Genomic DNA, 13,153 nt, shown 5'->3' with positions numbered 1-13,153 from the left:
CCCCGCAGGGGAGGGGCCGGGGGTGGGGCTGCGTGCTAGGGCTGCTACTAAGCAGCCTGCTGCTGGCCAGCCCCGCCCTGGCCCAGGACCCGCTGCTGCCGGCCCGCAAGTCGGGCCTGGAGCGGGCGCCGCTCCAAACCACCCAGCTCGACGTGGTGCGGCCCGGCGACACGGCCCGCGTGTTTTCGCTCCAGAACCTGGCCGACCTGGTGTTTGCCAATCACCCCATCGTGAAGCAGGCCGCCTTGCTCAGCGACGAGGCCCGCGCCCAGGTGCTGCAAGCCCGCGGCGGCTTCGACCCCAAGCTAGGGTCTGATTTCCACCGCAAGCAGTTTGGCGGCACCGACTATTACAACAACTGGGGCAATGAGCTGAAGGTGCCCCTCTGGCCGGGCGGCATCGACCTCAAGGCCAGCTACGACCGCAACGTGGGCACCTACGTGAACCCCGAGGGCCGCACGCCCGCCAACGGCCTGGCCGGCGTGGGCCTGTCGATACCCATTGGCCAGGGCCTGCTTATTGATGCCCGCCGCAGCACCCTGCGCCAGGCCAAAATAATGCAGACCGCCGCCGAGGCCGACCGCGTGAAGCAGATAAACGAGGTGTGGCTGCAAGCCGCCAAAGACTACTGGAACTGGTACTACGCCTACCAGCAGGCCCAGCTTATTCGGGAGGGCGTGGCCCTGGCCGACCGGCGCTTCCAGGCCACGGCCCGCCGTGCCCAGATTGGCGACCAGGCGCCCATCGACTCGGTAGAGGCCCAGATAACGGTGCAGGACCGCCAGGTGCAGGCCGCCCAGCTGCAAGTGGAGGTGCAAAACGCCCGCCTCGTGCTCTCCAACCACCTCTGGAACAAGGATAACCAGCCCGTGGAGCTGCCCGCCTACGCCGCTCCCCAAACCCCCGCGCGCGACACCGTGAGCCGCCAGGAATACCAGCGCCTGGCCGACCTGGCCGCCACCAACCACCCCACGCTGCGCAAGCTAGGGGCCAAAATAAACCAGCTAGGTGTGGAGGAGCGCTATCGTCGCGAGCTGCTCAAGCCTAAGCTCAACGTGAGCGCCACGCTCATCAGCCAGGGCGATTTTTACCGGCCCGAGGTGCCTGGCTACTACGATTTTGGTTGGGCCAACCACAAGGTAGGCGTCGATTTTGCCTTTCCGCTCTTCTTGCGGGCCGAGCGCGGCAAGCTTCAGTACGCCCGCATTCAGGTGAAAGAAACCGTGCTCGAACGCCAGCAGAGCCAGCGCACCATCGTTACGCAGGTGGGCACCGTGTACAACAGCCTGTTGGCTTACGACCAGCAGCTTGTGCTGCAGGCCCAAACGGTGGCCAATCAGCGCAAGCTGCTGCAAGCCGAGCTGCAAAAGTTTGAGCTGGGCGAGAGCACCATTTTCCTCATCAACGCTCGCGAAAGCAAGCTCATCGAGCTGCGCATCAAGCAGGAAAGCCTGCGCGCCAGCTACGAAAAAGCGCGCGCCGAGCTGTACTACTACGCCGGCACGCGCTCGGTGGGGGTGGAGTAGGCCGGGCTAGCGGGCCGGCATATCGTCTTGTGGCATCTGTTGGAGAGGCTGGCCGGTTCGGGCGCCGCTCGTCACGGCGTTCATCTCGGCTCCCTTGGGCATGCCGGTGCCCGTGCCGTAGGAGTTAACGGGCGCGGTGGTGGTTTTGAGGTGGCCGTCGGGGTGCTTGTCAGGGTTCACGCCGTAGGGCGTGCCATCGGGCTTATTGCCGCAGCCGGCCAGGGCCAGCACGAGCAGCACGCCTATGCAAGAGAAGCCAAGAGACATAGCTAGTGCAAAAATGAATACTAAATGAAGTACGTGGCTTTACGGCCACGCCGGCAGGCCAGATGCCGCCAGCGGATTAATTATTGGTTAAAAACAAAAGGGGCCGGCTACCTGAAGTAGCCGGCCCCTTTGCAGCTTGAAGTGCCTGGAAGAAAATAAGCGCTAGCGCAACGCCAGCTCGCTAGCCTCTTGCGGCTGTGCTATGCCTTGCAGCGCTTCGGCAAACAGGCGGTACGAGTGCACCCGCGCCTCCTGGTCAAATATATTGGACACGGCCATCAGCTCATCGGCCTGCGTTTCGTGGAGAAACTCCTGCAAATCTTGCCGCAAGGTGGCCGGGCCGCCCACGAAGGAGTAAGCCAGCATTTGCTGCACGGCGTGCTGCTGGGCCGGGCCGCCCCACAGCTCGCGCATCGACTCGACGGGCGGTTGCAGCGGCGCCGGGTGGCCCGAGATAACGCCCAGCATAAACTGCTGGAGCGAGGTAGAGAGGTAGGTGGCCTGCGCGTCGGTATCGGCGGCCACCACGTTTACGCAGGCGATAACGTAGGGGCTGGCCAGGGTTTCTGAGGGTCGGAAATGCTGGCGGTAAATCTCCAGCGCGGGCAGCAGCTGGCCCGGCGCAAAGTGGCTGGCAAAAGCGTAGGGCAGCCCCAGCGCGGCGGCCAGGTAGGCGCTGTCGGTGCTGGAGCCCAGCACGTAGATGGGCACCTCCAGCCCCTCGCCGGGAATGGCCCGCACGGCCGCCGTGCTGTTAGCGGCCGAGAAATAGGCTTGCAGCTGCTGAATATCGCGCGGAAAATCCTGGGCGCTGCCCATGCGGCTGCCCCGAATGGCCTGGGCCGTGCGCTGGTCGGAGCCCGGGGCGCGGCCCAGGCCCAGGTCGATGCGGCCGGGATAGAGCGAGGCTAGCGTGCCAATTTGCTCGGCCACCACCAGCGGGGCATGGTTGGGCAGCATGATGCCGCCCGAGCCCACGCGCAGCGTGGTGGTGCCGCCCGCGATGTAGCCAATCAGCACCACCGGCGAGGAGCTGGCCACGCTGGCCATATTGTGGTGCTCCGAAAGCCAGTAGCGGGTGTAGCCCAGCTTCTCAACCGCCTGGGCCAGGTGCAGGCTGTAGCGAAAGGTATCGGTAGGGGTGGCGTTGGCAAGGATGGGCGCCAAATCCAACACGGAAAAAGCGACCTTTTTAGCGGAGTTTGTCATGATGAGGCACACGGAATAGGAGCTACTGTAACCACGCTGGTTCGCTAAAAGTTGAAACCCTGGCTGGCGCGAGTTTAGGCGCAGCCGTAAATCACCCCAGCCAGGGCTAGCCCCGGCAGGATAGGCAAGGCACCCGCCCGCTAACCAAGCGCTGGCAGCCGGGTGTAAATTTGAAGCTTCAAAACTTCGCCGTGGCCCGCATCCCCAAAGAAACCGTTGACCAGATTATTCACACCGCCGACATTCTGGAGGTGGTGGGCGACTATGTGCAGCTCAAGCGTAACGGCCAGAACTACTGGGCCTGCTGCCCGTTTCACAACGAGAAATCGCCCTCGTTTTCGGTAAACCCCAGCAAAGGCCTCTATAAGTGCTTTGGCTGCGGCAAGGCGGGCGGCATCGTGCAGTTTGTGATGGACATCGAGGGCAGCAGCTACCCCGAGGCCCTGCGCGCCCTGGCCAAAAAGTACGGCGTGGCCGTGCCCGAGGAAGAGGAACGCACCCCCGAAGAGCAGCTGGCCCAGAACGAGCGCGACTCGCAGTACATTATATCTAACTGGGCCAAAGACCATTACCACGGCTTGCTGCTAAAGTCGGAGGAAGGCATGAGCATTGGCTACGGCTACCTCAAGGAGCGCGGTCTGAACCTGACGACCATCCAGACCTTCGAGCTAGGGTACTCGCTCGACCAGTTTGAGGGCCTGATGAAGGCCGCCACCGCCGCCGGCCACCAGCTCAAATACCTCGAAAAAACGGGGCTTGTGGTGAAGCGCGAAGACGACCAGGGCCGCGACACCGGCCGGCGCTACGACCGCTTCCGGGGCCGCGTCATGTTCCCGATTCACAACGTGAGTGGCCGCGTGGTGGGCTTCGGGGCGCGCACCCTGAAGCGCGACGACAAGATGGCGAAGTACCTCAACTCGCCCGAGTCGGACATCTACCATAAGTCGGACGTGCTCTACGGGCTGTTTCAGGCGCGGCAGGCCATCCGGCACGAAGAGCTGTGCTACCTCGTGGAGGGCTACCTCGACGTGCTTTCGCTGCACCAGGGCGGGATAAAGAACGTGGTGGCCTCGTCGGGCACCTCGCTCACCGAGGGCCAGATTCGGCTCATCAAGCGCTACACCGACAACGTGACGGTGCTCTACGATGGCGACGCGGCTGGCATTAAAGCCAGTTTGCGCGGCATTGACCTGCTGCTCGAAGGCGGCCTGAACGTGCGCGTGGTGCTGTTTCCCGATGGCGACGACCCCGACAGCTACATCCGCAAGGTGGGCGACCAGCGCTTTGCCGACTACGTCGAAAACCAGAGCCAGGACTTCATCGCCTTCAAAACCACCCTGGTGGCCCGCGAGGCCAGCCACGACCCGGTGAAGAAGGCCGAGGCCATTCGGGAGGTGCTGCAAAGCATCGCCAAAGTGCCCGACGGCCTCAAGCGCCAGGTGTTTTTGCAGCAAACGGCCAGCGTGTTTGGCTTCGAGGAGCAGGTGATTATCACCGAGTACAACAAGCTCCTCAAAACGGCTAGCCCCTCCAAAGCCCGCCCTACCACTGATGACCACCGCGAGAGCCGCGCCGCCAGCCCCACCGGCGCGCCGTCGGCCGCCGCGCCCGCGCGCGCTTACTCGCCCGAGGAAGAAGCCGAAATGGCCATGTACGGCGTGTCGAGCGGCTCGGAAGCGGAGGTAACGGCCGGCATCCACCCCGGCAGCCCGCTCAACGCCGACCCTAGCGAGCTGGCCGCGCCACTCGATGTGCTGACCCAGTGCGAGCAGGCCGTGCTGCGCCTGCTGGTGCTCTACGGCCCGCACGAGGTGCAGCCCGAGGTGACGGTGGCGCATTATTTACTGAGCCAGCTCGATGGCACGCCGCTGCGCAACCCGCTCTATGCCCGGCTGTGGGCCGAGTGCCGCGAAGAGTTTTTGCAAGGCCAGCTGCCCGATTTGCGCCGGCTGGCCCAGCACGAGGACGCCGCCATTCGCTCCTTGCTGGCCGACTTTGCCACCGAGCGCTACGACCTCAGCCCCAACTGGCGCATCAAGGACATTTATGTGCCTACCGAGCTGAACCTCATTCAGCTAGCCTGCGACAACGCCATTCTGCGCCTCAACAAGTGCCACGTGCAGCGCGAGCGCCAGCAGTGCCTGGCCCAGCTCAACGACCCGCGCCTCGACCAGAATGAGCAGCTCAACGCCCTGCTGCGCTACAACGAGCTTACCAAGCTCGACGGCCAGCTAGCCCAGATGCTGGGCACCGTAGTGGCGCGCAATGCGTAGAAGCTGTGATTATGAATTTTAAACTTCAACAACAAGCTCTTTGTCAGCGGTATGGGGTAATCCCATATGATACATCAGATTTGCTGAAAGTAGGAGTTAGCCGCAATGTCTCTGAAGGCGTGATGCCACTTAATGGCTTGCGATACGCGCCCATCGGTAATACATCGGGCTGGTATCTGTGGGCTGGTGAAGAACCATCGCAAGAAGATGATTTTTTTGTGCCGCTTCACATTTACCATTTATATGAATTGGCTCCAGCTATTGTAAAATACCTGCTTTTGCCACCTGCTTGGCGATTTTTAACTATACCACAGCAGTACGAGGATGTGTGGTATGACAAAGACCTGCTGTCAATAATTGACTGAGTATTTTGGGTAACATCCCGAGAAACGAATGTCTATGTAACCTTTTTAAATGATTAAACAACTAAACCTCTCACGCCTGTGGCTAGCCCTGGGGCTGCTCGTGTTCAGCTTTGCGGTGGGGGTGGGCGGCTTTATGCTGCTCGAAAACTACCCGTTTATCGACGCCTTCTACATGACGGTGATAACGGCCTCCACGGTGGGCTTTGGCGAAGTGCACCCGCTGTCCGACACCGGGCGCATCTTCGTCTCGTTTTATATTCTGTTTAACCTGCTGGTGGTAGCCTACCTCGTGTCGGTGCTCACCACGTACATTTTTGACGGCGAGCTGCGCCACCTTTTTCGCATGATTCGCGCCGACCAGGAAATCAAGAGCTTTCGCGACCACGTCATTGTTTGCGGCTTCGGCCGCAACGGCTTCAAGGCCTACGACGAGCTGCGCCACAGCGGCACCCGCGCCGTGATAGTGGAGCAAAACCAGCAGTTGGTAGCCGCTGCCAACGACGCCATTGGCCACCAGATTCCGGCCGTTTTCGGCGATGCCACCCTCGATAGCACCCTGCGCCAGGCTGGCATTGCGCACGCCAGGGCCCTCATTACGGCGCTGCCCAAAGATGCCGACAACGTATTTGTGGCCCTCTCGGCCCGCGAGCTGAATCCTAACATTCTCATTATTGCGCGGGCCAGCGCCCGCAGCAGCGTGAGCAAGCTCATCTCGGCCGGGGCCAATTCGGTAGTGCTGCCCGATGAAATCGGGGGCTCGCACATGGCCAACCTCGTCATTCGCCCCGAGGTAATTCGCTTTCTGGACATGATTTCGGGCCTCGACCCCAATAAGCTGCGCCTCGAAGAGCTGCCCTTCAACGAGTTGAAGCCCAGCCTGCGCGGCCAGAGCATCCGCGAACTCGACGTGCGCTCGCGCACCGGCGCCACCATTATTGCCCTGCGCCGGGGCCAGGGCGGCGAGCTGGAAGTAAGCCCCGCCGCCGACTACCGCACCGCCGCCGGCGACGTGCTGCTGGTGCTCGGCAACGAGGCCCAGATTCAATCGCTGCACCAGCAGTTTAAGTAGCAAAAACGTAGCGCGGACTTTGTAGTCCGCGTGTGGTTGGCGCTGCCGCCTATAAAGGCCGCGCCGCTAGCCTCCCTAGTTTTGTGGCCTTATGCATATTCTTCAGGTAAGCCCGCGCGTGCCGTTTCCGCTGCACGACGGCGGCGCAATCGGGATTTATAACATCACGAAGGGGTTACTAGATGCCGGGCACCGCGTCACGATGCTGGCCATCAACACCCCCAAGCACCACCAGCCGGCCGATGTGCTAGCCCACCTGGGGCCGAATTTCCGGCTCGTAACGGTGGACGTAGATACCAGCCTGAAGCCGCTCAAGGCGTTGCAGAATCTGCTGCTTTCAAAAGCGCCTTATAACGTGGAGCGGTTTATCAATTCCAAGGTGCTGGACGTGCTTATTGGGCTGCTGCAAACGGAAAATTTCGAGGTAATTCAATACGAAGGCACATTCGTAGCATGGTATAATGAGTGGCTGTATTCTGAGGAATTGTTTCCTGAAAAGACGGTTACTGTACTACGAGCGCACAACATTGAGTACGTCATTTGGGAGCGGCTGGCGGCGGGAAAAAAAAACCTGCTCAAGCGCTGGTATCTCACGCATTTGGCCGCCCGGATGCGCAGCTTCGAGGAGGAGTACTTAGGATTTTTCGACGCCATTGCGGCCATTACCGAAGAAGACATTATCCGCCTAAAGGAACTGGGCTGCCCCGAACCTATCGCCCTCATCCCGGCCGCCGTCGAGATGGGCTCTTTCCAACCCGACCCTAGCCAGCCGCCCCAGCCGCGCACCGTGTTCATGATAGGCTCGCTCAACTGGCTGCCCAACCTCGAAGGGCTCGACTGGCTGCTGCGCGAGGTGTGGCCGGCCATCCACGCCGAGCTGCCCGAGCTGGAGCTGCACGTGGCGGGCGTGGCGCCGCCCGGCCACCTCACCAGCCGCCCCCGGGGCCAGGACAACGTATTCATCCACGGCTTTGTGGAGTCAGCTGCCGCCTTCATGCGGCAATATGACCTGATGCTGGTGCCGCTGCTGAGCGGCGGTGGCATGCGCGTCAAAATCATCGAAGGCATGGCCTTGGGTAAGTGCATTTTGAGCACCGGCATCGGGGCCGAAGGCATTGCCGTGCGCGACGGCCACGACATTGTGCTGCGCGACACGGCCGCCGCCTGGCAGCAGGCCCTGCGCGACTACTACCACGGCCGCCTGCCGGTAGCCGCCCTCGGCGCCGAAGCCGCCCGCACCGCCGCCGAAGTCTACGACAACCGCCGCGTGACCCAGCGCTTCGAGGCACTGTATGCCCAGGTGGGGGCGGGGCGGCCCGCGGCCGCCGGCTAGCCCCAATCCCAAGCAAAACGGCCCGCCCGGCCGCTTTACCTTTGCGGCACGCAATGAAAATACTGGTGCTCCTGTCCCGCTTTCCGTATCCGCTCGACAAGGGCGACAAGCTGCGGGCCTACCACCAGCTGCGCTACCTGGCCGGGCAGGGCCACGAAATTTGCCTGCTAGCCCTTAGCGATGAGGCTGTGGCAGCGGAGGCGCTGGCCGCTGTGCGCCCGCTGTGCCGGGGCGGCCTGCACGTGCACCAGCTGGGCAAGGTGGCGCGGGGGCGGGGCCTGGCGCGGGCCCTGGCCACGGCCGGCCGGCCCTTGCAGGTAGGGTATTTCTACGAAAAAACGGCCCAGCTTTTAGTCAATAAGCTCGTAGCTGAGTTTCGGCCCACCCACGTGTACTGCCAGCTTATTCGCATGGCCGAGTACCTGCGCGCCCATGTTGGCCAGGTGCCCATGACGCTCGATTATATGGACGTGTTCTCGGCGGGCATGGCGCGGCGGGCGGCCACCGCCCCGGCCTGGCAGCGCCCGGTGCTGGCCCTGGAGGCTAGCCGCCTGGCCGCCTACGAGGCAGCGGCGTTTGGCTGGTTTCGGCACCACACAATCATCAGCGACCAGGACCGCCAGCTCATTCCGCACGCTGATAACGAAGCCATTACCATCGTGCCCAACGGCATCGCGCTCAATTACTTTCAGCCCCAGCCGCTAGCTCCCAAAACGCACGACCTGCTCTTTTGCGGCAATATGGGCTACCATCCCAACGTGGACGCCGCCTGCTGGCTGGCCGAGGAAATATTGCCCCTGGTGCAGCAGCAGCACCCCGGCGCCCGCCTGCTGGTGGCCGGCACTAGCCCCGCCCCGCGCGTGCAGGCCCTGGCCCGCCGCCCCGGCGTGGCCGTGAGCGGCTGGCTGCCCGATATCCGCACCGCCTACGCGGGGGCACGGGTTTTTGTGGCGCCCATGCGCGTGGGCACGGGCCTGCAAAACAAGCTTTTGGAGGCGATGGCCATGCAGCTGCCCTGCGTCACAACCCCGCTGGCCAACAATGCCTTGCGGGGTGCACCCGGCCAGCATCTGCTAGTGGCCGACGGCGCGCCGGCCCTCGCCAATGCCCTGGCTAGCCTACTCGCCGACCAAGCCGCCGCCGCCCGGCTTGCCGCCGCCGGCCGCACCTTTGTGGCCGAAACCTACGACTGGGCCGCCGCCACCGCTCGGCTGGAGGCGCTGTTTGTAGGGTAAGCTTTAGCTTGCCAGCGCTAGCAACGTGGCGGGCGCCAGCAAGCTAAAGCTTACCCTACAAAACGAAGTTGCCCTTAGCTGGTTACTCTCTATTCTTAACTCCACGGCAAGCTGAAGCTTACCGCACATTGTATGCTCGATACCATAGAATCCGCCATCGAAGACATCCGCGCCGGCAAGGTCGTTATTGTGGTTGATGACGAAGACCGCGAAAACGAAGGCGACTTCATCTGCGCCGCCCGCTCGGCCACGCCCGAGGTTATCAACTTCATGGCCACCCACGGGCGCGGGCTTGTGTGCGCGCCCCTCACCGCCGAGCGCTGCGACGAGCTAGGCCTCGACCTGATGGTGGGCCGCAACACGGCCCTGCACGCCACGCCCTTCACGGTATCGGTCGATTTGCTGACCAACGGCGTAACCACCGGCATCTCGGCTTCCGACCGCTCCAAGACTATCCTGGCGCTCATCGACCCTGCCACCAAGCCCGAGGACCTGGGCAAGCCGGGCCACATTTTTCCGCTCAAGGCCCGTAAGGAAGGCGTGCTACGCCGCGCCGGCCACACCGAGGCGGCCGTGGACCTGGCTAGGCTAGCCGGCTTCGAGCCGGCCGGCGTGCTGGTCGAGATTCTGAAGGAAGACGGCGAGATGGCGCGCCTGCCCGACCTCGAAAAAGTGGCCGAGCAGTGGGGCCTCAAGCTGATTTCGGTGCAGGACCTCATCAAGTACCGGCTAGCTCAGGAAAGCCTCATTCAGCGCGAGATAACGGTGAAGATGCCCACCGCCCACGGCGACTTCGACCTCTACGCCTACACCCAGCGCTCGAACGGCGCCCAGCACCTGGCCCTGGTGAAGGGCGACATCAGCGGCCCCGAGCCGGTGCTGGTGCGCGTGCACAGCTCGTGCATCACGGGCGATATCTTCGGCTCGTGCCGCTGCGACTGCGGCCCGCAGCTGCACCAGGCCATGGAGCAGATAAACCGCGAAGGCCGCGGCGCCATTATCTACATGAACCAGGAGGGCCGGGGCATTGGCCTGCTCAATAAGCTGAAAGCCTACAAGTTGCAGGAAGCCGGCCGCGACACCGTGCAGGCCAACGAGGACCTGGGCTTCCGGGGCGATGAGCGCGACTACGGCGTGGGCGCCGCCATTCTGCGCGACCTGGGCCTGCGCCAGCTGCGCTTGCTCACCAACAACCCCAAGAAGCGCACCGGCCTCAGCGCCTACGGCATCGAAATCGTAGACACCGTGCCCATCGAAATCGCGCCCAACCGGCACAACCAGAGCTACCTCACCACCAAGCGCGACAAAATGGGCCACGATATTTTGCAAACGATAACGCCCGACACGGCGGCCTAGCCCCGCGCGCTTTTTCTGAACTGTTTGGGGGGCAAGCTTCGTATAGAAGGCTGTATTACTACGTCTGCTGCGTTCATGCTTGCCCCCCAGCCGCTCTACCAGATTATTTACCACAGCCTGGCTACCGGCGATGGCATGCCGCCCGAGGCCTTGGCCGACCTGCTGCGCCAGGCCCGCGCCCACAACCAAGACCACCGCCTCACGGGCCTGCTGCTCTACGCCGCCGATACCAAGGAGTTTGTGCAAGTAATTGAGGGCCCGCGCGATGAGATTGACGCGCTCTACGCCCGCATTGCCCGCGACCCGCGCCACAAGCACGCCTTTGTGCTGCACGAGGGGCCGGCCCAGGGCCGCATGTTTCCGGACTGGCGCATGGGTTTCGTGCCCGCCGCCACCCAGGATTTGCGCACCACCACCGGCTACCTGCCGCTAGCCCAGCAGCCCGGCCGCATCAGTCCCTTTAGCCTGGTGGTGCACGTGCCCGAAGCGCTGCGGCGCTTCCTCAGCAGCTTTGCCCAGCCGCTGCCGGTGGCCGCCTAGCGCAGCCCCGCACCCCGCCTAAAATACTAACGGCCACCCTGTGCAGGGTGGCCGTTGGCTTTAGAAGTAGGCTGATTAGTAAAGGAATGCCTCAGGGTGGCCTAGCGCGGCACCGGCCCCACCCAGCGCAGCACCGGGTAGCGGCGGTAGCCGGCCTCGGCATAGGGCGAATGCTGATACACCCATTCGAGCTGGGCGGGGCCGCTGGCGGCAAAAGCCGGGTCGGCTTTTTTCCTGGCTTCCAGCTCTTGGCGCACGGCGGGGTTTTTAGTCAGAAACTCGGCCGCCAGGTCCTCAAACACATAGTCGGAGTAGTGCTCTTTCTGCTGCAAGATGCTGTCGAAAAACCCCCAGGCAAAGAATGAGTCGGTGGCCTGCGGCTCCAGCGTCTCGACCAGGTAGCGCTTGGCCGGGCCTTGCTCGGCTAGCACCGCCAGGTAAGAGCCGGGCGCCAGGGTAGCCTGAGCCGCCTGAGAAGCAGCAAGCTTCACCTGCGCGTGCAGGTAGTGGCCTTCGTAAGGGCGCGGGGTGGTTTTATAATCCTCCACGGTGTAGGTTTGGAGGGCGCCGGCCAGGGGCTGGGCTAGCGGGCGCAATACCACGCCGTTGCGGCGCAGCTTGTCAAGCACTTCCGTCCATTCGGCCGGAATCACGTAGGCGTCGGGCGCCGTTACTTCCACCGTGGCGTGGGCGGTGTTGTAGAAGGGCACCGGCCGCACGTAGGGCCTAGCGCGGTCGTAGTAGAGGCGCGGCTGCCCGCTCACGGCGCTGGGCTTGTGCCCGGCCTCGTAGCCCCGAAACTGCACCGTGCCGCTGGCCTGCTCATCGAGCGCCCAGGCCAGCGGAAACTGCGTTTGGGCGGCCAGGGCGGCATCGGCGGCGGCGCGGGCGGCCAGCAGCGCGGGGGCCTGGCTAGCCACGGTTTGCACGTAGGTGAGGAGCAAATCGTAGGTGGCGCGCACGCGGGGGCCGAAGGCCTTGAGCATGTGCGTTTCGGGCATGAAGCCGATGCTGTTGAAGAGCGCCGCGTAGCCAGTCGAGTAGCGCGGGCTTTCCAGAAAAGCGCGCAGGCCGCTCTCGGGCGTTTCGCCCTCAAAGTCCACGTAGGGCGTCAGGGGCCAGTGCTTCTGGTCCATGCCTTTGTACAGGGCGGGCAGCAGCTTGTCTTTCAGATACGGCCCCAGCACCGGGCCCAGCTTGTTGTACTGGGTCGGAATAAGTGTAATGGTGTACTGATAGTCAGCGCCGTTGGAGGTGTGCGTATCGACAAAAATCTCGGGCCGCCACTTCCGAAACAGCTCCGCAAACGAGCGCCCATTGCGCGAGTCCTGCTTGATGAAGTCGCGGTTCAAATCGAGGTGCCGCGCATTGCCCCGGAAGCCGTATTCCCGCGGCCCGTTCTGGTTCACGCGGGTGGTGCTGTTGCGGTTCAGCATGCCGTCGATGTTGTAGGCCGGAATGATGACGACTGTAACCTGGCTCAGCAGCGCGCGGTATTTCTTCTCGCGCAGCAGGTCGCGGGCCAGCAGCATGCTGGCGTCGATGCCCTCGGGCTCGCCGGGGTGAATGCCGTTTTGGATGAATAAAACCGGCCGGCCCTTGGCCCGGCTAGCCCCCGGCTCAAAGGTGCCGTCGGCCGAGAGCACCACCTCGTGCAGGGGCTGGCCGCTGTCGGTGGGGCCGGCCTCGCGCAGCTGCATGGTGGCCGGGTAGGCGGCGGCCAGCTCCTTGTAAAAGGCTATGCACTCGGTGTAGGTGGCGGTGGTGTTGTGCTGCGGGTCGCGCTCGAAGGGCGTAGTGAGCGGTGGGCTAGGGGCGGCGAGGAGCGAGGCGGCGAACAGGAGCGAGGCGAGGAACATGGGGGCGAAAGTACCTTTGCCAGCAACGAACCCCACTAGCGTGTCATGCTGAACGCAGTGAAGCATCTTGCTCGCCCGTTGCTTGCGTTAAAGATTACTGCGCCACGCAAGATGCTTCACT

Annotated in this window: 11 protein-coding genes; 8 read left to right on the top strand and 3 right to left on the bottom strand. The window is 63.3% G+C overall.

Translation table 11 applies throughout. From position 1 onward, the window contains the following. Positions 1–32: 32 nt before the first annotated feature. A complete protein-coding gene (locus Q5H89_RS00365) occupies positions 33–1,526 on the top strand; it encodes a TolC family protein (RefSeq protein ID WP_305017295.1) in 1,494 nt (497 codons plus the stop codon). Between the two features lie 6 nt (positions 1,527–1,532). Here the strand turns inward: Q5H89_RS00365 and Q5H89_RS00360 are convergent, their stop codons facing one another. Beyond that, positions 1,533–1,793 carry a hypothetical protein gene (locus Q5H89_RS00360; RefSeq protein WP_305017294.1) on the bottom strand — a complete coding sequence of 87 codons (261 nt, stop codon included), beginning with the start codon at positions 1,791–1,793 and terminating at the stop codon, positions 1,533–1,535. 162 nt (positions 1,794–1,955) lie between these two features. Then, positions 1,956–3,002 (bottom strand): LLM class flavin-dependent oxidoreductase, encoded by a 1,047-nt coding sequence (locus tag Q5H89_RS00355; protein ID WP_305017293.1) that lies wholly within the window; start codon positions 3,000–3,002, stop codon positions 1,956–1,958. A gap of 170 nt (positions 3,003–3,172) precedes the next feature. On the opposite strand from Q5H89_RS00355, the gene dnaG reads away from it, so the two are divergent. The 7 genes from dnaG to Q5H89_RS00320 all read left to right on the top strand — a co-directional run bounded on the left by dnaG (position 3,173) and on the right by Q5H89_RS00320 (position 11,173). Beyond that, positions 3,173–5,275 carry a DNA primase gene (dnaG, locus tag Q5H89_RS00350; RefSeq protein ID WP_305017292.1) on the top strand — a complete coding sequence of 701 codons (2,103 nt, stop codon included), beginning with the start codon at positions 3,173–3,175 and terminating at the stop codon, positions 5,273–5,275. 11 nt (positions 5,276–5,286) lie between these two features. After that, on the top strand, positions 5,287–5,640 hold the full coding sequence (locus Q5H89_RS00345) for an immunity protein Imm33 domain-containing protein (protein WP_305017291.1): 354 nt from the start codon (positions 5,287–5,289) through the stop codon (positions 5,638–5,640). A gap of 49 nt (positions 5,641–5,689) precedes the next feature. Then, entirely contained in the window at positions 5,690–6,709 is a 1,020-nt protein-coding gene (locus Q5H89_RS00340) for a potassium channel family protein (protein WP_305017290.1), read from the top strand. 91 nt (positions 6,710–6,800) lie between these two features. Continuing rightward, positions 6,801–8,042, top strand: a complete 1,242-nt coding sequence (locus tag Q5H89_RS00335) for a glycosyltransferase family 4 protein (protein WP_305017289.1) — start codon at positions 6,801–6,803, stop codon at positions 8,040–8,042. A gap of 53 nt (positions 8,043–8,095) precedes the next feature. After that, positions 8,096–9,277: a glycosyltransferase gene (locus Q5H89_RS00330; protein WP_305017288.1), complete on the top strand. Its 1,182-nt coding sequence runs from the start codon at positions 8,096–8,098 to the stop codon at positions 9,275–9,277. A 132-nt stretch (positions 9,278–9,409) separates the two neighbouring features. After that, a complete protein-coding gene (locus Q5H89_RS00325; RefSeq protein WP_305017287.1) occupies positions 9,410–10,633 on the top strand; it encodes a bifunctional 3,4-dihydroxy-2-butanone-4-phosphate synthase/GTP cyclohydrolase II in 1,224 nt (407 codons plus the stop codon). Between the two features lie 75 nt (positions 10,634–10,708). Further along, positions 10,709–11,173, top strand: coding sequence for a BLUF domain-containing protein (locus tag Q5H89_RS00320; protein WP_305017286.1), 465 nt, complete (start codon positions 10,709–10,711; stop codon positions 11,171–11,173). Between the two features lie 101 nt (positions 11,174–11,274). Here Q5H89_RS00320 and Q5H89_RS00315 read toward each other — a convergent pair whose 3' ends face one another. Further along, positions 11,275–13,032 carry a M14 family zinc carboxypeptidase gene (locus Q5H89_RS00315; protein WP_305017285.1) on the bottom strand — a complete coding sequence of 586 codons (1,758 nt, stop codon included), beginning with the start codon at positions 13,030–13,032 and terminating at the stop codon, positions 11,275–11,277. Positions 13,033–13,153: the final 121 nt, after the last annotated feature.

It is taken from the genome of Hymenobacter cheonanensis, assembly GCF_030581075.1.
Taxonomy (GTDB): Bacteria; Bacteroidota; Bacteroidia; order Cytophagales; family Hymenobacteraceae; genus Hymenobacter.
The sequence above is the reverse complement of the archived record's forward strand: the minus strand, read 5'-3'. Positions and strand labels throughout refer to the sequence as shown.